The 18,106-nt window shown below is 41.6% G+C and carries 19 protein-coding genes; 16 read left to right on the forward strand and 3 right to left on the reverse strand.

Translation table 11 applies throughout. The annotated features are described in order from the left end of the window. Positions 1 to 66: 66 nt before the first annotated feature. Positions 67 to 564 (reverse strand): 5-(carboxyamino)imidazole ribonucleotide mutase, encoded by a 498-nt coding sequence (gene purE / locus J7R07_RS07125; RefSeq protein ID WP_208436181.1) that lies wholly within the window; start codon positions 562 to 564, stop codon positions 67 to 69. 1,628 nt (positions 565 to 2,192) lie between these two features. Between purE and J7R07_RS07130 the strand changes: the two genes are divergently transcribed. Together J7R07_RS07130 and J7R07_RS07135 are read left to right on the forward strand one after the other, a co-directional pair. After that, the gene (locus J7R07_RS07130; RefSeq protein WP_208436182.1) at positions 2,193 to 2,345 is read left to right on the forward strand and encodes a DUF5993 family protein; all 153 of its coding nucleotides are present in this window, start codon (positions 2,193 to 2,195) and stop codon (positions 2,343 to 2,345) included. 10 nt (positions 2,346 to 2,355) lie between these two features. Further along, entirely contained in the window at positions 2,356 to 2,937 is a 582-nt protein-coding gene (locus J7R07_RS07135) for a disulfide bond formation protein B (protein ID WP_208436183.1), read from the forward strand. Here the strand turns inward: J7R07_RS07135 and J7R07_RS07140 are convergent. After that, positions 2,929 to 3,105 carry a cytochrome c family protein gene (locus J7R07_RS07140; RefSeq protein WP_208436184.1) on the reverse strand — a complete coding sequence of 59 codons (177 nt, stop codon included), beginning with the start codon at positions 3,103 to 3,105 and terminating at the stop codon, positions 2,929 to 2,931. The two genes, J7R07_RS07135 and J7R07_RS07140, sit on opposite strands and share 9 nt — an antisense overlap. Positions 3,106 to 3,917: 812 nt before the next feature. Between J7R07_RS07140 and J7R07_RS07145 the strand changes: the two genes are divergently transcribed. From J7R07_RS07145 to yacG, 6 genes are all read left to right on the forward strand, one after another. Further along, a complete protein-coding gene (locus tag J7R07_RS07145; RefSeq protein ID WP_208436185.1) occupies positions 3,918 to 4,091 on the forward strand; it encodes a hypothetical protein in 174 nt (57 codons plus the stop codon). A 211-nt stretch (positions 4,092 to 4,302) separates the two neighbouring features. After that, positions 4,303 to 4,482 carry a hypothetical protein gene (locus J7R07_RS07150; protein ID WP_208436186.1) on the forward strand — a complete coding sequence of 60 codons (180 nt, stop codon included), beginning with the start codon at positions 4,303 to 4,305 and terminating at the stop codon, positions 4,480 to 4,482. Positions 4,483 to 4,817: 335 nt separating this feature from the next. After that, a complete protein-coding gene (locus tag J7R07_RS07155) occupies positions 4,818 to 4,976 on the forward strand; it encodes a hypothetical protein (protein WP_208436187.1) in 159 nt (52 codons plus the stop codon). Between the two features lie 280 nt (positions 4,977 to 5,256). Next, positions 5,257 to 5,475, forward strand: a complete 219-nt coding sequence (infA, locus tag J7R07_RS07160; RefSeq protein ID WP_004856585.1) for a translation initiation factor IF-1 — start codon at positions 5,257 to 5,259, stop codon at positions 5,473 to 5,475. Positions 5,476 to 5,657: 182 nt separating this feature from the next. After that, entirely contained in the window at positions 5,658 to 6,356 is a 699-nt protein-coding gene (locus tag J7R07_RS07165; RefSeq protein ID WP_208436188.1) for a Maf family nucleotide pyrophosphatase, read from the forward strand. A gap of 137 nt (positions 6,357 to 6,493) precedes the next feature. Next, positions 6,494 to 6,694 (forward strand): DNA gyrase inhibitor YacG, encoded by a 201-nt coding sequence (yacG, locus tag J7R07_RS07170; protein ID WP_208436189.1) that lies wholly within the window; start codon positions 6,494 to 6,496, stop codon positions 6,692 to 6,694. 426 nt (positions 6,695 to 7,120) lie between these two features. On the opposite strand, the gene J7R07_RS07175 is transcribed toward yacG, so the two are convergent. Beyond that, positions 7,121 to 8,098 (reverse strand): DUF3472 domain-containing protein, encoded by a 978-nt coding sequence (locus tag J7R07_RS07175; RefSeq protein ID WP_246464871.1) that lies wholly within the window; start codon positions 8,096 to 8,098, stop codon positions 7,121 to 7,123. Positions 8,099 to 8,250: 152 nt separating this feature from the next. Here J7R07_RS07175 and J7R07_RS07180 point away from each other — a divergent pair, with 152 nt between their 5' ends. The 8 genes from J7R07_RS07180 (at position 8,251) to J7R07_RS07215 (ending at position 18,072) form a co-directional block, all read left to right on the forward strand. Then, positions 8,251 to 8,448, forward strand: a complete 198-nt coding sequence (locus J7R07_RS07180) for a hypothetical protein (RefSeq protein ID WP_208436191.1) — start codon at positions 8,251 to 8,253, stop codon at positions 8,446 to 8,448. A 194-nt stretch (positions 8,449 to 8,642) separates the two neighbouring features. Continuing rightward, positions 8,643 to 11,222, forward strand: coding sequence for an ATP-dependent chaperone ClpB (clpB, locus tag J7R07_RS07185; RefSeq protein ID WP_208436215.1), 2,580 nt, complete (start codon positions 8,643 to 8,645; stop codon positions 11,220 to 11,222). Between the two features lie 278 nt (positions 11,223 to 11,500). Continuing rightward, positions 11,501 to 11,836: a hypothetical protein gene (locus J7R07_RS07190; protein WP_208436192.1), complete on the forward strand. Its 336-nt coding sequence runs from the start codon at positions 11,501 to 11,503 to the stop codon at positions 11,834 to 11,836. Between the two features lie 349 nt (positions 11,837 to 12,185). After that, on the forward strand, positions 12,186 to 12,521 hold the full coding sequence (locus J7R07_RS07195; protein ID WP_208436193.1) for a hypothetical protein: 336 nt from the start codon (positions 12,186 to 12,188) through the stop codon (positions 12,519 to 12,521). A gap of 112 nt (positions 12,522 to 12,633) precedes the next feature. Continuing rightward, positions 12,634 to 13,959, forward strand: a complete 1,326-nt coding sequence (locus J7R07_RS07200) for a PBSX family phage terminase large subunit (protein WP_208436194.1) — start codon at positions 12,634 to 12,636, stop codon at positions 13,957 to 13,959. After that, positions 13,959 to 15,806 carry a portal protein gene (locus tag J7R07_RS07205; RefSeq protein ID WP_208436195.1) on the forward strand — a complete coding sequence of 616 codons (1,848 nt, stop codon included), beginning with the start codon at positions 13,959 to 13,961 and terminating at the stop codon, positions 15,804 to 15,806. Before J7R07_RS07200 ends, J7R07_RS07205 begins: the two co-directional genes overlap by 1 nt. A 56-nt stretch (positions 15,807 to 15,862) precedes the next feature. Then, a complete protein-coding gene (locus J7R07_RS07210) occupies positions 15,863 to 16,660 on the forward strand; it encodes a hypothetical protein (protein WP_208436196.1) in 798 nt (265 codons plus the stop codon). Positions 16,661 to 16,953: 293 nt separating this feature from the next. After that, the gene (locus J7R07_RS07215; protein ID WP_208436197.1) at positions 16,954 to 18,072 is read left to right on the forward strand and encodes a N4-gp56 family major capsid protein; all 1,119 of its coding nucleotides are present in this window, start codon (positions 16,954 to 16,956) and stop codon (positions 18,070 to 18,072) included. Positions 18,073 to 18,106 lie beyond the last annotated feature (34 nt).

Genomic DNA, 18,106 nt, shown 5'->3' on the forward strand with positions numbered 1-18,106 from the left:
GGGGTGGACGCGGAAGGGGCGTTGGACGCAGGGGATGCGCAGGGAGGGGTGGAAGATTCTATCATTTTAAACCTCAGTTATTGGAGTTTGCGCAACACTCGCTGTTTGTTGTTGACGCCAATCTTGTAACCGCTGTGCGAGTGTTTCGTCGTAAACCGCCAGAACGGCTGCAGCTAAGAGTGCTGCGTTAATGGCACCTGCTTTGCCAATTGCTAATGTGCCAACCGGTACGCCTGCTGGCATTTGCACAATGGAAAGGAGTGAATCTTGACCAGATAAAGATTGTGAATGCACTGGAACACCAAAAACAGGAAGAAGCGTGAGTGCTGCTAACATCCCAGGAAGATGGGCTGCACCACCCGCACCGGCAATCAAAATTTTAAAACCTGATGATTTTGCCTCTTTGGCAAATTGGTAAAGCCGCTCAGGAGTCCGATGCGCTGAGACAATCTGTACAATATGGGAAATACCAAGACATGTCAAAATATCCGCACTATGTCGCATCGTTTGCCAATCTGATTGGCTGCCCATTAAAATCGCTACATCATGTGATTCTTTAGCCATTTTATATCCTTTATTAACTGTCTAATGCGATTCTTTCCCCTTATGCTTGTAAGAGTTTTACACTTTTTCTTTGCAAAGCCAATTGGTGATAGAACAACAGTTTTTCACGCGGGGTTTTAGAGGAGGATACACAGTTCACAAACAAAAAATTATGATCATTTACAAAAATTTGAAAAAATAGTGATAGATCACCCTTTAAATTTGAACGTTTTTACAGAAAAATTTTCTTTGCTCTATTTTATTTTTTGTTGCCATTTTTTCAATTCTTTGCTAATTTAAAATCGGCGGGTGTATAAAGCTCGAAAATATCCATTCGTTTAAAGCACAGTTTCGTGTTAAAGTGGGGGCTAGCATATTTAATGTGATTTTTAAATTTGTTAATTCTTTTCTTGTCTTTTATCGACATTGCTAACAACAATATTTGATCCTGCCTTAAGCCCTCTGCGCTAACGGGGGGCTTTCTGTTGTTAAGTATCTAATTCCATTCCTCGTATTGTAAGGAAATACAAAGTTTTATCTTTTTTAGTAAGGGTAATGGAAATTTTAATTCCTTTGTTCGTTTTCACTCGATATGCCGAATCTTTTTACAATTTCAAAAAAATCTCGCAGAGCAGTATAAGCTCTTATAAAGCAGTATAAGCTCTTATAAATAAGAAGTGACCGTCATCTAAATAAAGCAATACTCCTGTTTGTGGAACCATTTTTTTATTTGCATTATTGGGATTATTTTTATCATCTTTATTATATAGAAGGTGTTTTGTAGCAGAAAATGCTTTTTAGAAAAAATTTAAGCACTCTCATGGCGGTAGATCTCTTCGAATGTGTCAATTTTAACAAAAATCTCAAGCACCTTCGTTTGCTCTAAATCAAGGTGACCGATTGATTTCCCCCTGTATGGCGGAAAACATTTCTCTGGGGGAGTGGTGTTTAAAATAATCTTAGATTTAAAAGGAAAACTTATCCTCTCCTCTTTCAAAAGAAAGAAGCTTACACGATTTGCTTTGCAAAAAGGGAATATAAATGCGGTAAAAGCTGTTTAGGTTTTTCGTTTATTGCCCTAGAATCAGAGTTTGAAAACAAAATATGCCTAAAATATGCTCAAAATATGTAATGAAAATTGCTGGGAGGGAGTGCTGGGCGTGGAAAATGGTAACTGGAAATGAGCGGCAATAAGCGTTGTTATAAGGACTTCATCAATTCTCATGATTCTTAATGTCTAAAATGAAGAAAAAGAGACGTAAAATGTAAGAAATGTTTCAATTTGAAACATTTCTTGTGTAAGAGAAAAAAATAAATGGCAAAAATAAGTTAAAAATAAGAATATTCCGTTGCTAAAAATACATGGAAAAATCTCAGGAGTTTGTAAATGGTATTTATTGTGCTATGCAGATCTTTCTTTCAGCATGAGAAGAGAAAAATAGGCTCTTTTGCTTGTCGCTAAAGGAAAAAACAGCATCAAAACTTCAGTTGATTTTCATTGCACATGTCCTACGTAACCCTCTTACACACTTTGTTCTCTCAAAAGATAAGAGTAAAATGTGAGATGTTAATAGTAGGTTGGCCGTCTCTTTTTTGCCTAATTTTCTAATATGTTACACAGCCAATAATAAGAAAAGGAGATTTTTGCCATGTTTCTTCCATTTTTAATCGCTTTAGGTGCAGCAGTAACAACGATATTTGGTAAAAAAAATATCAGTTATGCCTTATGGACGGTTTTGTTGTTTGTTATTCTTCTCACTTTTAATCACCACGCAACTTCTACTTTAAACCTGTCTTTTTGAGAGCATAATCATGGAACATATTGAACAAAAAAATCCCCATTTTATTGTATTTATGAATACCTTGGGGCTTATGGGGCTATCCGCTGTCTTATTGGTAGCCTTTTATTATCAGTTGGTGAAGTTTGAGTTGCCTTGTCCCCTTTGTCTTTTGCAACGCGTTGGTTTGATGCTTGCAGGATGTGGGTTCTTACTGAATATTCACTATAGAGTGAGAAATACCCATTACGGTATGGTTATTCTCGGTTGTATGGTCACCAGTACCATTGCTGCAAGGCAAGTGTTTTTACATATCACACCAGATGATCTTGGATATGGTTCAACATTCTTTGGATTGCATTTTTATACTTGGGCGTTTATCATTTCCGTCTTGTGTATTTTTGCAGTTTCTATTGTTATGATTTTAAGTGAGTTTGCGCACAAATTTAAAGTATTTTCTCCTTTTCCCGTATTCATTAAAACAGCAAGTTTCTTATTTGTGTTTTTGATTGCAGCAAATTTGCTTTCTACCATACTTGAGTGTGGGGGGGGACAATGTGCTGATGACCCCGTGAGATATGAGTTGTTGTCAAACTGGTTTTCTTCCTCATCTTAAAGTCTTTTTCAGTAAAATTCCGGATACGTCTCTTAATGGCGAGAAATAAAGAGAGGAAAATGCAGGCATTCCTGCCTCTTTTTGATAAAAACTCTTTGGAAAAATCTTATCCAGATTTTTGATCTTTTGAGACTTGAGATCTTCTAGGGGAGCGCTTTTATCAGGCATGGCAATTATCCTCTGTGTTTTTTGTGCAAAATATTTGCCAAATACGAGAAAAGTCTAAGCAAAACGCCATCATCATAAGTTTGGATGAAAAAATTTTTGATAACAGTTTTGGATCTTTACGATGAGATTTTTTTTTACTCTTGTATCGGTTAGAGTTCCGTGTTAGGGGGAAACATAGTTTAATATTTGTTAGTGTTTTGGGGTGTGTTAGATGCTTCCAGAGCTTTAGATTTAGAGAATTGTTTTTGAATAATTTTCTCGTAGGGGTCTGTTCTTAATGAATAGGCCTCTCTTTTTATATCCCCTGCTTTTTAAATATCTCTTTCGTTTATACGCTTGGCAATAGAACGCGGTCTTTTTCTACCTTTATATTTCATTTTAAAGTTTTTGTGTTGAGAAAAAAGCGGATATTTTAATGGTGACTCTTAGAGCAGCGATAGCATGAAACATCAAGAAGACATCGCCTGCGTTTTGAGAATTGTAGCTATACGGGTAAAAAATACTAAATGGAGACCACTTTAAAATGTGTAACACAGAGGACAGTGATTGTCTGGAAGGGGTATCGGAGCGGGTTATGCATCGGAATGGTAGGAGAAGGGAAACTTTATGTGCTCCCTTTGTCTTAAACGATCGTAAAAAATATATTCTCATGGTCCTTTTCTTGGAAGCTTCTTTTGCTATTTTCTGTAAATATGTAAAAACGTAAAAAAGTTAATCTGTAAAAAAGTAAGGCAAAGACATGAGATGTTCTCTACGTTTTTGTAGGGGTGCATCCATAGAGTGAAGGAGAGATTGGAGGAGAAACAGAGCTTGTGGGGTGCAGGGGAAGAGGTGTTGAGGGGAAAGAAAGTTCGGTTGAAGAAGAGGGCGTTAGGGTGGAGCAAAATGCTGCAAATGAAAAATCAAAGGGAGGAAAGTGTGGAGTGAGCAATACTGGAGAAGATCTGGGTATGGAGCTGGGAGAATGTCTGGTGGAGGAGAGATGAATTTTTATGTGTTTCTTCTGTTTTAAACGATCGTAAAAAATATTTCTCATGGTCCTTTTCTTGGAAGCTTCTTTTGCTATTTTCTGTAAATATGTAAAAACGTAAAAAAGTTAATCTGTAAAAAAGTAAGGCAAAGACATGAGATGTTCTCTACGTTTTTGTAGGGGTGCATCCATAGAGTGAAGGAGAGATTGGAGGAAAAACAGAGCTTGTGGGGTGCAGGGGAAGAGGTGTTGAGGGGAAAGAAAGTTCGGTTGAAGAAGAGGGCGTTAGGGTGGAGCAAAATGCTGCAAATGAAAAATCAAAGGGAGGAAAGCATGGAGTGAGCAATACTGGAGAAAATCTGGGTATGGAGCCGGGAGAATGTCTGGTGAAGGAAAGTGTGAAGTGAGCAATACTGAAGAAGATCTGGGTATGGAGCCGGGAGAATGTCTGGTGAAGGAAAGTGTGAAGTGAGCAATACTGAAGAAGATCTGGGTATGGAGCTGGGAGAATGTCTGGTGGAGGAGAGATGAATTTTTATGTGTTTCTTCTGTTTTAAACGATCGTAAAAAATATTTCTCATGGTCCTTTTCTTGGAAGCTTCTTTTGCTATTTTCTGTAAATATGTAAAAACGTAAAAAAGTTAATCTGTAAAAAAGTAAGGCAAAGACATAAGATGTTCTCTACGTTTTTGTAGGGGTGCATCCATAGAGTGAAGGAGAGATTGGAGGAGAAACAGAGCTTGTGGGGTGCAGGGGAAGAGGTGTTGAGGGGAAAGAAAGTTCGGTTGAAGAAGAGGGCGTTAGGGTGAAGCAAAATGCTGCAAACGAAAAATCAAAGGGAGGAAAGCATAAATCAAATGGAGGAAAGTATGGAGTGAGCAATGTTAAACTCATGGAGTAAAAAGAGGGTATAAAAGGCTTGCAAAAATATTTTTTATAGTCTCGTATGAATCCGCGCAAAAATCATGTTTATCATTGACGCAACAGGGAAGTGTGGGGGAATGAAATGAGAAGACTAAATGAGGAGATAAAATCGAGGAGCTGAAATTTTTTGATATCAAATAAAAAACCTTTCCCTTTTCGTTGAATTTTTATTCACAAAGCCAACAAAATGGGGTATGAACGCTGAAAAATAACGCACACATTAAAAAACATGCGCACTGTAAAGGAAATAATTTTTTATGTCAAAAGAAGAAGTCTTGGAATTTTCTGGTATCGTGACCGAACTCTTACCCAATGCAATGTTTCGCGTGAAATTGGAAAATGATCATGAAATTATTGCCCACACCGCTGGTAGAATGCGTAAAAACCGGATTCGCGTGTTAGCCGGTGATAAAATCATGGTGGAAATGACCCCTTATGATTTGACAAAAGGGCGTATTATATATCGTTATAAGTAAATCATGGGTTGTTGTGTTTTGCTAAAGCAGTTGTCTTGTTTCTGAAATATTTTGAGGCTTCTTTTTAAAAGTAAAAATAAAAAGAAACGAAAAATACAGTGGTCTTAGAAATCTGTAAAGTCAAAAGGTATTCGTGGCGCCAAAAGAATTGGGTGGTGGCTTGAACATTCTGAGGGGCTAAAATGAGAAACTTAAAGAAAACTTTCTTAGGAAAGAAGGGGTTGCCAGAAAATATCGTCCAAGAAACCCAATTGGTGCTCGCTTCCGCTTCACCGCGTCGCCTGGCGCTCTTGGCGCAAATTGGTCTTGATCCTCATGAGGTCTGCGCAACCGATATCGATGAAACACCAAAATTAAGAGAACATCCTGCAAATCTTGCAAAGCGTTTGGCTAAAGAAAAAGCACTTAAAGCACAAGAATCTTTGCTATGGCGTAGTCAAAACGGTAAAGGAGAAGTATCCGGTCAGAAAATTGTCATCTTGGCTGCTGATACGGTAGTTGCTGTGGGGCGCACCATTCTTCCTAAACCAGAAGGTGAAGACGAGGCCTATGAATGTTTGCACTTCCTTTCTGGACGTTCTCACAAGGTCTATGGCGCCGTTTGTGCACTCAATGAATGTGGAAAAATAACCGTAAAATTGGTCGAAAGTCGGGTCCGTTTTAGACGGTTGACTGCTCCATTGATCAATGCCTATATCGCTTCTGGAGAATGGGAAGGAAAAGCTGGGGGATACGCTATTCAGGGAATAGCCGGTGCTTTTGTCGTCTATATTGCTGGCTCTTATTCCAATGTGGTTGGCTTGCCATTGGCTGAAACAATGGATCTTCTCACAGCTTATCACTATCCATTGCTCCTGCATTGGATGGGCGAGAAGTGTTAGAAAAATGTATGCTCCGTTCTTTATTGGCAATAGGCAAAAGAAAGGCAACAGTGTAAAAAAAGAACAAAAAGAGAAGAGGAAAAAAGTAAACAGCAGAAAATAAAGAAAAATCTGCAAATAAAGAACAAAGATACAAAATGAAAAAAAAGACAGACTTAACGCAAAAAAAGGCATCTTCAAGTCGTCCTCCGCATCCTTGTCCGATTTGTGGTCAGGTGGCACAACAAAACACCTATCCTTTCTGTTCAACACGGTGCAGAGCTATTGATCTCAATCGGTGGCTTTCAGGTGCTTATATTTTGCCGCCGCCACCGCAAACAAGTGATGAAGAAGAATAGAAAAGAGCAAAACCTTTAAAAACGTTCAAAATGAAGTTTGCAGATGAGGTGGAGGTTTCAAAAAAAGACAGAGAGGAGAATACCCCTTAAGAGTGTGATGGCTGAGGAGAGATCCTGGTATTTGGGTTTGCTGAAGTTTTTACATTGAGGGGCGTGCGCTTTTGGCAGGTTGAGCATTTTTGTCTGAGAGGGAAGTGGTTGGTTGGTTTGAGGGGCAAAGGAAAATTTGAAACAGACCAGAGAAATATGGTGTCCCTTAAAAAACAAAGACTCTTTCGAAGTTAAGCGTCATTTTATCAAGCGTAAAAGAATTATGGTGAAAAAATAACCAACAAAGTAAGAAAAACAATTGTAAAGAACCCCCCCCCATGTTTATTTGTTTCCCAATAAAGGTGCGGGATCTTATATCTTTCAAGAAGGGAAAAGTTATTTCGTTTTCATAATCTTCCAGGTTTTTCCATCAGACATATACATGATTTGTTGCCCCCTCGTGACCTTGTGTATGCCCTTATTGACATGAAGTGTAGAGTTGTAAGCTGCTTGATGATCCACAAAGATTGATTTCCACTTACATGAAGCAGGAGATGGGAAAGAGATATTGGGTGCCCAATATCCATCGAATAAACGAATGGCGACAAGCTCTTTTTGTTTCAACATGTCAAGAATCGTTTGTGCAGAGAGATCTTTCCCATTGGAAATGCGAACTACTGGGGCAGCAGGTGAGGCTAAACCTCCAAGGTCATTTATGCTACTCATGCAAAATTTGGCTCTACATAATGTTTGGATAACGTAAGGATCGTTACATTGTTCGGGAGGAGATGCCTTCATAAAGCCTTCGTATTCAGTGTCTTGGTGCATAGCTCTCGGATTAAAAAAGGTTGAACTTTGCGGACTTAATACATAACAGGAGGAAAGATGTCTCTTCCAACGAGAATGGTCTTCAACAAAACTATAAGATTTAGAAAGTTTGCCAAATGCCTTTGGTATTTCTATAGTACCAACTATTGTTTTTTTACCTGTTATAAGATCAGTGACAGATCCCGTAACCAGATTTCCAGTTTGGGAAACATCAAATTGGTATCGCATCCCAGTCTTCCAGGGAAACTCAATTTCACAGCGTACTCCTGAGCCCTTTTGGGTAAAATGCTTACATTTATCACTTTTCCATCCCGTTGCATCCCAGATAGAAAAATGAACGGTGTGGGTGTCTCTATTGAATAAACCAATATGTCCATTTTTTCCATTTTCGAATTGAAATTGGTTTCCCCAGAAATATATGGAGTTAGGTCCGCCATCGTATGTTATTTGCTGGGTGAAAGAAAAGTGATCAAATGCTTGGCCACGCCAGTCGTGTTCCAATTTTATCACTTTACCAGCAAAAACGGCATAACTTGGCTTACTCATTAGAAGAAATAAGAATATTAAAGTTATCTTTTTAATGCTATGGTACATATTTAACCTCCTTTCATTCAAATAATTTAATATGAGTCTTACAATAAAAGTATATTTAATATCGTTCAAAGAAACAATATTATGAATACTTTATTTTACTCTTCATGACAGGTTTTCCTACAGAGTTTATTGAAACAAAAGGTGTGTGTGCATGGTATTTGCTTCCAGCAAAATTTAATTCTTTCACAAAACTCCACGCAGAGTGGGGTATGACTCGTGTATCGTTAAGGATAAGGCTTTTTGGAAGGAGGGTGATGGTAGGTTTTGCTGGAGGGTGTAGGAAAGTTGCAGTTTTTATTTAAAAATGACGGTACGTCTTTCTCTTCCTCTTGCTATGGGACGTGTGAGAACCCATATTCGTTTGAGCACAACGGTTATTCTTTATGCTGCCCTGTTCGCAGTATTTTTGTGTGTGTGGGTCGATATTCCTGATGGGATGTCTTTTTTGTGGATTGCTAGGGGCGCTAGAGTACAGTGGTGCAAGAAAGGAAAAAAAATGAACCTGGAAAAATATAGCGAACGACTACAAGGTTTTTTACAATCAGCACAAAATAACGCCCTCTCTTCTGATCATCAACAATTTATGCCCGAGCATTTTCTCAAAGTGCTGTTAGAGGATTCCCAAGGATTGGCGGCGTCACTGATCCAAAGAGCAGGCGGTGATCTCTCTGTGCTTCAAAAGGAGCTTAAGCAAGCGCTCGAGGCTTTGCCAAAAGTGCAAGGGGGAAATGGGCAGCTCTATTTGTCTCAGCCCTTGGCAAAAGTCTTCACACTCGCTGAAGATCTCGCAAAAAGAGCCGGTGATCAGTTTGTAACCGTGGAGCGTGTGCTGCAAGCACTCATCATGGAAAAGTCCGCAAAGACTGCTGATATTCTCACAAAAGCAGGTTTGACGCCACAAGCGCTTAACCGCGCTATTAATGCGCTGCGTAAAGGAAAGACAGCAACAAGTCCCCATGCTGAAAGCCAATATGATGCTTTGCAAAAATATGCCCGTGATCTCACTAAAGATGCACGTGAAGGAAAACTCGACCCTGTCATTGGTCGTGAAGAAGAAATTCGTCGTGCTATTCAGGTGCTCTCACGGCGTACCAAAAATAATCCTGTGTTGATCGGTGAACCCGGTGTGGGGAAAACCGCTATTGTTGAAGGGTTAGCGCTGCGCATTGTCAATGGTGATGTGCCCGAAACTTTGCGCGATAAACAACTCTACGCACTGGATATGGGAGCACTGATCGCTGGTGCAAAATATCGCGGTGAATTCGAAGAACGTCTCAAGGCTGTGCTGGCTGAGGTGCAAGCCGAAAATGGCCAGATCATTCTGTTTATTGATGAATTGCACAATCTGGTGGGGGCTGGAAAATCTGATGGCCCTATGGATGCTTCAAACTTGCTAAAACCAGCACTTGCTCGCGGGGAACTTCATTGTTTGGGAGCCACGACGCTCGATGAATATCGCAAATATGTCGAAAAAGATGCTGCGCTTGCCCGCCGTTTCCAACCTGTCTTTGTGCCTGAGCCAAGCCTTGAAGATACTATCTCTATCTTGCGTGGCATAAAAGAAAAATATGAGCAACATCACAAAGTGCGTTTGGCAGACAGTGCACTGATCACAGCGGCAAGGCTTTCTAACCGCTATATTACCGATCGTTTCTTGCCCGATAAAGCCATTGATCTGATAGATGAAGCTGCAGCGCGCTTGCGTATGCAGGTCGATTCAAAACCTGAAGAACTTGATGCGCTTGATCGGCGTATCTTGCAGTTGAAAATCGAACGCGAAGCTTTGAAAACAGATGTGGAACCAACGGCAAAAGAACGTCTCAAAACCGTGCAGGATGAACTGAACACATTGGAACAACGGTCTGCAGAAATGACAACCGCTTGGCAGGCTGAGAAACAAAAATTAGGCCATGCTGCCGATTTGAAAAAACAACTTGAAGAAGCGCGCAATGCTTTGGCTATTGCACAGCGTGATGGACAATTCCAAAAAGCCGGAGAGCTTGCTTATAGTGTCATTCCCGAGCTCGAAAAACAATTGCGTATCGCTGAAAATGATGATCAACAAAATCATCTCGTCGAAGAAACGGTCACTGCTGAACACGTCGCACGGATTGTTTCTCGCTGGACCGGTATTCCTGTTGATCGTATGCTCGAGGCAGAACGAGAAGCCCTCTTGCGTATGGAAGATGAAATTAGTAAACGTGTGATTGGACAGGGTGAAGCTGTGCAAGCTGTTTCTCGCGCTGTACGCCGTGCTCGTGCGGGGTTGCAAGATCCCAATCGCCCTATCGGCTCCTTTATGTTTCTTGGTCCTACCGGTGTGGGAAAAACCGAATTAACCAAAGCACTCGCCGCTTTTCTTTTCCAAGACTCCAATGCAATGTTGCGTATCGATATGTCTGAATATATGGAAAAGCACGCTGGTGCACGCCTGATTGGCGCACCGCCTGGATATGTCGGATATGAAGAAGGAGGCGTACTCACAGAAGCCGTTCGCAGAAGGCCTTATCAGGTCATTCTGTTCGACGAAATTGAAAAAGCACATCCTGATATTTTTAATCTCTTGTTGCAGGTTCTTGATGAGGGACGTTTGACTGATAGCCAAGGACGTACCGTCGATTTTCGAAACACCTTGTTGATTATGACTTCAAATCTGGGTGCGGAGTTTTTAACCGCCTTGCCTGAGGGACAAACAACCGATCAAGCAAAAAATGATGTTATGAATGTTGTCAAAGCAGCTTTCCGCCCTGAATTTTTGAATCGTATTGATGAGATTATTCTCTTTCAAAGATTACAACGTGGGGATATGGAAGCTATCGTTGATATTCAGATACAACATTTGCAAAATTTGCTTAATGAACGCAAAATAACTTTGCATATCGAACCAGAAGTACGGCAATTCCTTGCCGATAAAGGCTATGATCCCCTCTACGGTGCGCGTCCTCTCAAACGGATTATCCAAAAAGAAATTCAAGATCCGCTGGCAGAAGATATCCTCTTTGGAAAAATCCACGATGAGATGGCGGTGAAAATTGCAAAAGAAGGAGATCGGTTGATTTTTTTGCCTGAAGATTAAAAAACTCTCATAAGGATGTGTTTGTCTGTGAGGGTGTTTGCCTGTGAGGGGTGTGCCTGTGAGGGTGTTTGCCTGTGAGGGTGTGTGCCTGTGAGGCAGAAAAATGCGCATGAGAACATAAAAAAACTTGACAAGGTAAATCTCAATAGGTATCATAATGGTACAGTCGGAATTGTGCGTTTTTGCAAAGCGGATGAAATTTTAGGGGTGGAACAATTTTATTACGTAGGAAAAAGCCTTTGTGAATCCTTTGTAAAGAATGAGGATGAGATCGGGTTTTGCCTACCAGTTTTGCTCATAGAGCGCTTTCTAGAGTCTGTAAGCTTTCCGGTCTTGAGCTTTCCGGTCTTGAGCTTTCCGGTCTTGAGCTTTCCGGTCTTGAGCTTTCCGGTCTTGAGCTTTCCGGTCTTGAGCTTTCCAAACTTGTGCTTGCCAAACTTGTGCTTGCTAAAATAGTAGATTTTATGCGCTTTCAGGGCATATTTTCAGTGGTACGTAGTGCTCAGTCTATAATCTTAGGCTTTAATTCCTGGAGTTTTATAGATTTATATAGGAACTTGATGCGTTCAGCGGTCAAATTTGGTTGTGCCATCAATCAGTTTCTGTGTGATTGATGGTTTTTTGGGGAATGTCTTTCCTTCTAGAAGAGCTGTTCTTCTTTTTCCCTTCTCTTACTCTTTTACCTTTTATACATCCTTGGAGTGTAGAGGAAAACTTGCTCGGTTTTAGAGAATAATGAGCTTTCTCGTGGTGAGAGGGAGAGGCTCGTGATAAAAAGGTAAAAAGGCTTTCACGCAAGTATCCGGCAAAGGATGTGCAAAAATGTCTCATTATCTTAAAATTTCCGATTGCTCTTGATTTTTGATCAAAAAGATCTTGGTTGTATTGGAAATCTTGTTGCTGATTTTTATGCGCTTTTTTATGTCGTAAGATGCGTTGCTCTTTCTTTGAAGGAACATCATAATGGCAGATGAACGTTGTCTTCCTTTACGCCGAAGAGGACGTCCTAAAGGGGTTGTGAATAAAAATAAAACAAAAACGCGCTTTAGTGAAGCTCTTCTTACAGCTGCTGAGCAGGCTGGATATCATTATGGGGAGGATGGGTTGGTATCTTATCTGCAATACCATGCACTGAATAATCCTGTGCCTTTTTTTTCGCTTTTGGCTAAAGTACTGCCCCTGCAGGTGACAGGAGAAACGGGTGGCGATGTTAAAACCATTTCACGTGTTGAGATTGTTCCGGTAAGGGCTAAGGATGCCGTGTCTTGTGCGCAGAAAACTAAAGATCTCGATGCTTGACAGTTGTGGCATGTGGGAAGCCTTTTCAAGATTGTGGGGGTTTGGAAGCATGCATTTTGGGAGCGCGGTGTTTGAAGCATGCGTTTTTGAAGAGTCTGGTGCTTGAGGATTTATGACAACTGTGCAAATTGCTCTTATTCCAAAGCTTATTCCTGTTTTCACTGGAAAAGCCGATGTGCGCGCTGCCTGGGGGGGACGGGGCTCTGGAAAAACACGTTCCTTTGCTTTGATGTCTGCCGTGATGGGATATCGACACGGAAAGGCTGGAGAACGCGGAATTATTCTCTGTGCACGACAATTTCAAAATTCGCTCAATGAAAGTTCGTTGGAGGAAATTAAACGGGCAATCGAAGCTTATCCTTTTCTGCAAGACTATTATGAAATCGGCGATAAATATATTAAGTCAAAAGATGGACGTATCGTCTATGTTTTCGCGGGGCTTGATCGCAATATCGCAAGTATTAAATCCATGGGACGCGTTTTCCTCTGCTGGGTGGATGAGGCAGAACCAGTGACAGAAACCGCTTGGCAGACACTCATTCCAACTTTGCGCGAAGAGGGAAACGATTGGAATGCCGAATTATGGGTGACATGGAACCCTTGCCGTGAAAATGCACCCGTGGAAAAACGTTTCCGAAATGTCAAGAACCCTCATATCAAAGGTGCTGAAATCAATTGGCGTGATAATCCTCAATTTCCAGAAAAACTCAATCGAGATCGCAAAGTGGATTTAGAACAGAGACCTGAACAATATAACCATATTTGGGAAGGTGAATATCTCCAAGCTGTTCACGGCGCTTATTACCAAAAAATGCTGCTTGAAGCTTCACACGAAGGGCGCATTACCACTGTGCCACTTGATCCACTGATGCAGGTCAGAATTTTTTGGGATATCGGTGGAACAGGCGCAAAGGCCGATGCTACCGCCTTATGGGTGGCACAATTCGTTGGACGTGAAATCCGTGTTCTCGATTATTATGAAGCACAAGGACAGCCGCTCTCAGAGCATGTCGGTTGGGTGTTTCAGCGCGGATATGACAAAGCGTTGATGGTCCTACCCCATGATGGAGCTACCAAAGATCGGGTCTATAATGTCAGTTTTGAAAGCGCTCTCCAACAGGCTGGCTTTCAAACCAAAGTCATCCCTAATCAAGGGATGGGGGCTGTGAAAATGCGCATCGAAGCCGTAAGGCGATTGTTTCCTGCTATATGGTTTAACCGTGAAACAACACATGCAGGGCGAAAAGCGCTCGCTTGGTATCACGAAAAGCGTGATGAACAACGCAATATCGGATTGGGTGCTGAACATGATTGGGCAAGCCATGGCGCAGATGCCTTTGGATTGATGTGTGTGGCTTATGAACAGCCACATATACGACCCCAAAAAAATGCTTATCGTTTTTCTCACCATTCTCAAACTTCATGGATGGCTTTTTAATGAATATTTCTACAGACTCTTTTGGTTCCTTAGACACACTTGAAAACCAGGCGCTCTTTAAAAAACTCGTCAGTTGGTATCACGATGATATTAACCATGTTGAGCAATGGCGAAAAAATGCCCAAGAAGACTACGATTTTTATAATGGGCGGCAATGGAATGACCAAGATCTCGCCGTGTTGCGCGAACAAAATAGACCGGTCATGACCTTTAACCGCATTGCTCCTTTGATCAATGCCGTGATTGGTACCGAGCGCAATAATAAACGACAGGTGCAATTTATTCCACGCCAAGAAGGGGCGGCTTTTGCAAACCAGATTCTCACCGGTGTAGCCGAATGGTTTCGTGATGAGGCCGATGGAGAGTACGAAGATTCTGATGCCTTTCAAGATGCTATTATTTGCGGAATGGGATGGACTGATACACGTCTCGATTATGAAGAAGACCCCCAAGGAAAACCCGTCATTGCACGGTTGGATCCTATGAAAATGGTGTGGGATGCAAGTGCTGTGAAACCTAATCTCATTGATGCACAGCGCTTGTGGTATATTGATGAAAAACCACTAGACGTGGCGCAAGAAATGTTCCCTCATGTTCATTGGAGCGATCTTCATGCTGATTGGGTCAAGCATCAGACATTTTTGCACCAAACCAGCAATGGTGATATGCAAACGCTCGGTGGATATGGGAAGGAGATGGGCAGTGCTCAACGTCCTAAAATGGTCACATTGGCTGAATGTCGCTGGTTCGAACGTGAGGTTGTTTATAAAGTCCTCGATCCCTTAAGCGGAAAATTTATCGATTATTCAGAACAGGATTTCCAAAAATTAAATAAAACGTTTCCTGAAATCCAAGCAACAAGATTGACAAGAAAAATTGTTAAACGTGCTTTTTTGGGGCGAAAATTGCTCGAAACGCCCGATAAGCCTTTGGTGCCAGCAGGTCAATTGGGTTGGGAATGTATTACCGGGACTTTTGATAAATTAAGCCGGCAATTTTACGGGATTGTCAAACCAACAAAAGATCCCCAACGCTGGGCAAATAAATATTTTAGTCAAGTGATGCATTTGCTCAATAGCCAGTCAAAAGGCGGCATTATGGCGGAACGCGACGCTTTCGATGATGATCGTCAAGCCATCGAGAGTTGGGCAAGAGCTGACAGTATTACTTGGCTTAAAAGTGGCGCTGTTTCCGGTGGGAGAATTCAGCCTAAACCCGTTGCTCAATTCCCACAAGGCTTCTTCCAGCTGTTTAATGAAGCAAAAAGCGCGATCGAACAAGTGACCGGCTTATCCTCTGAATTTATTGGTACACGGGCGGTAAACCAGCCAGGAATCCTTGAAGAACAACGTCGACAGTCGTCACTCAATTTGTTGGCTTCCTTCTTTGATGGTTTGCGCCGATATCGGCAACGACAGGGAAAAATTATTCTCTATCTTATTCAAAATTATCTCTCCGATGGGCGATTGGTGCGGATCGCTGGTGAGGAAAACGCTCAATATGTGCCGCTGACACGGGAAATGATCACCAGTTTGGAATATGATATTGTCGTCGATGATGCACCAACAAGTCTCAATGAAAAAGAACGGACATTTGCCATTATTATGCAATTGCTTCCTTTGATGCAGAATTTCACAACGCCAGAGATTATGCTCGATCTTTTACATTATTCACCTTTGCCAGCATCCCTGATCCATAAAATTGCCATGAAAGCACAGGCGCAAAGCTTAGAAGGGCAAAGGGCCTCTTGGCAGGATCGTGGCCATAGTGAAGGGGTGCTTGGGGAGGATGCTGATGGGGAGCAGTTGGTACGCTCTATTTTGCAGAGCGCAAATGCACAAAAATAAGCGGCTTCATTGGAAAAAATATCACTTTATTGTCTGACAAAGAGAAGGCTAACAGGATGGATCAAGAACACTTAACGCCAGCAGAACAAAACCAATTGAAACAAGGCTTTCTTGCAGGAGCTGTACAGGAAGAAGAGAGTGAAATTGGGGTGGGAGAAAAAACAAAAACGCTCGAAGAAAATTTCCAAGGCTCTCAAAACAGACATCAACAACAGCAGTCATTGCAGGAAAGTGCGCAGGCACAAGATGTTCATAAAACACTAGATGGGGATAGACCTCCGGATCCAAAAAAAGATTTTATGGGCTATATGCAATGGTTGGGAAAAGCACTCCAGAAACAAGAAGAATTGCGCTCTGAACAAGCACCTTCTTGCGTTTCTGAAGCAGAACAGTTGCATGCTTTTTATCAGCGGTCCGTTATCGCTGTTAAACAAAAACATCATGATTTCGATCAGGCGGCCGATTTTATTTATGATACAAGGGCACGGCAATTGGCTGCTTATGCTTCGCTCTATCCTGAAATGGCAGATCCAAATGTCGTGGATGCCGTGATTGGAAATGAGTTGAAGCAAATCCTGCGGGATTGTGCAAAAAAAAATCAAAACCCTGCCGAAATACTCTACACGATTGCACAAAAAATTGGCTACACAAATAGCCAAAAGAACATGGGGGAAAATTTACAGGAAAGACAAAATTCTGCACGAACACTTGCCGCCTATAACGGCTTGACTGCAAATGGACCCATTTCTTTGGATATGCTCGACAAAATGTCAGAAGCAGAATTTAGTAATTGGGTGAGCGATCCCAAAAACAAAGCCGCTTTTAACCGCTTAATGGGGGGCGGAGAATCTTAAAAAAATAGGAAATATAGGTGGTGGAAAAACACCTGTGGGAGATGTGCGTTGGCGTTTTCAAGGCAGATGCATTGAGCGCTTTTAAAACACATGCGCTTACAGTTTTCGAGGTGGGTGTGTGGGGAGAAATGAAAATGCGATGAGAAAATTTCGCAAAGGGGAGGAAAAGACTTTCAACAAAAATCATACACAATACAGAATAACTGATCCACCATCTGAAAATAAGAAATGTGGAATGTGAATAGCCGGCATTTTGCCGGATTTTTTATGTCAATAAACTTTTAGAGGATAAAATGGCCGTAACTTATATCGGAATTAATGACCCAATGGCAGTACGCACATGGTCTAAACTATTAAACCAGGAAGTTTCAAAAGCAATTCCTATTGCTCCGTTGATTGGGCAAGATTCCAACAGTATCGTACAATTAAAAGATGAAACGACAAAAGCAAGTGGTGATGCAATTAGCTTTAATTTGCGCGTTCAGCTGCTCGGCGATGGGGTGAGTGAAGGGCAGGCCCTTGAAGGAAATGAAGAAGCGCTCCAATTTCTCAATGATCGCTTGGCTATTAATGAACTTGTTCATGCCGTGCGTGTTAAAAATGAAGGAACGATTGATCAACAACGTGTTCTGCATGATTTGCGTACCGAAGCCAAAAATGGCTTGGTTGATTGGTACGCCGATCGTCTTAGTATGATGTTCTTCATTCAAGTCTGTGGTTATACCGCAAAATCCATTAACTTTGAAGGACGCACGATAAACCTTAAACCTGTTCATTACGGGTTTAATGCTCCAACCGCACCAACCGATAAACGCATTGTGCGCCCCAATGGGAAAACAAAAGATGAAGACTTGAAAGACAACGATGTTTTCAATCTCAAGCTGATCGATAAAGCCGTGGAACGCGCTAAGCTTGCAAATCCCAAAATTAGACCTGTACGTATCGAGGGGGAAAATGTCTACGTACTTTATCTGCATCCAACACAGGTTACACAGTTGCGAACCAATACAGATGCTGGACAATGGCTCGATATTACTAAGGCAATCTATAATGGAAGCCATCTCAAAAACCCTCTCTATGATGGCTCGCTTGGTATGTATAATGGTGTGGTTTTGCGTGAGGCCGAACATGTTACCGAAGGTGTCGAGTCAGCTTCAACAAATAAAGCAGTGCCAAATGTGCGTCGTGCCGTTTTGTTGGGGGCACAAAGCGCTGTCATTGCTTTTGGAAAAGACCGTGGTGATACACGCTATAAATTGGTCGAAGAGCTATTCGATTATGAACGAGAATTCGGTGTCGCAGCAAAAACCATTATCGGTATGAAAAAAACCCGCTTCACCGCGCCAGGAAGCACGCAAGGAGCGCAGGATTTTGCTACCATCGTGATTTCAACCTATGGAGCACCTGCTTAAAAGACATGCGTAAAAGCTTGCAAATCATTCCCCC

Origin of the sequence: Bartonella phoceensis (assembly GCF_902825145.1) — a bacterium.
Taxonomy (GTDB): domain Bacteria; phylum Pseudomonadota; class Alphaproteobacteria; order Rhizobiales; family Rhizobiaceae; genus Bartonella; species Bartonella phoceensis.

What these genes read in the sequence shown, in the direction of transcription:
- J7R07_RS07215 (WP_208436197.1), top strand. Translation starts at nt 16,954, where the DNA reads ATGGCCGTAACTTATATCGGAATTAATGACCCAATGGCAGTACGCACA.
- purE (WP_208436181.1), bottom strand. Translation starts at nt 564, where the DNA reads ATGGCTAAAGAATCACATGATGTAGCGATTTTAATGGGCAGCCAATCA.
- J7R07_RS07195 (WP_208436193.1), top strand. Translation starts at nt 12,186, where the DNA reads ATGGCAGATGAACGTTGTCTTCCTTTACGCCGAAGAGGACGTCCTAAA.
- J7R07_RS07165 (WP_208436188.1), top strand. Translation starts at nt 5,658, where the DNA reads ATGAGAAACTTAAAGAAAACTTTCTTAGGAAAGAAGGGGTTGCCAGAA.
- J7R07_RS07130 (WP_208436182.1), top strand. Translation starts at nt 2,193, where the DNA reads ATGTTTCTTCCATTTTTAATCGCTTTAGGTGCAGCAGTAACAACGATA.
- J7R07_RS07205 (WP_208436195.1), top strand. Translation starts at nt 13,959, where the DNA reads ATGAATATTTCTACAGACTCTTTTGGTTCCTTAGACACACTTGAAAAC.
- J7R07_RS07180 (WP_208436191.1), top strand. Translation starts at nt 8,251, where the DNA reads ATGACAGGTTTTCCTACAGAGTTTATTGAAACAAAAGGTGTGTGTGCA.
- J7R07_RS07210 (WP_208436196.1), top strand. Translation starts at nt 15,863, where the DNA reads ATGGATCAAGAACACTTAACGCCAGCAGAACAAAACCAATTGAAACAA.
- yacG (WP_208436189.1), top strand. Translation starts at nt 6,494, where the DNA reads ATGAAAAAAAAGACAGACTTAACGCAAAAAAAGGCATCTTCAAGTCGT.
- clpB (WP_208436215.1), top strand. Translation starts at nt 8,643, where the DNA reads ATGAACCTGGAAAAATATAGCGAACGACTACAAGGTTTTTTACAATCA.
- infA (WP_004856585.1), top strand. Translation starts at nt 5,257, where the DNA reads ATGTCAAAAGAAGAAGTCTTGGAATTTTCTGGTATCGTGACCGAACTC.
- J7R07_RS07140 (WP_208436184.1), bottom strand. Translation starts at nt 3,105, where the DNA reads ATGCCTGATAAAAGCGCTCCCCTAGAAGATCTCAAGTCTCAAAAGATC.
- J7R07_RS07200 (WP_208436194.1), top strand. Translation starts at nt 12,634, where the DNA reads ATGACAACTGTGCAAATTGCTCTTATTCCAAAGCTTATTCCTGTTTTC.
- J7R07_RS07135 (WP_208436183.1), top strand. Translation starts at nt 2,356, where the DNA reads ATGGAACATATTGAACAAAAAAATCCCCATTTTATTGTATTTATGAAT.
- J7R07_RS07175 (WP_246464871.1), bottom strand. Translation starts at nt 8,098, where the DNA reads ATGAGTAAGCCAAGTTATGCCGTTTTTGCTGGTAAAGTGATAAAATTG.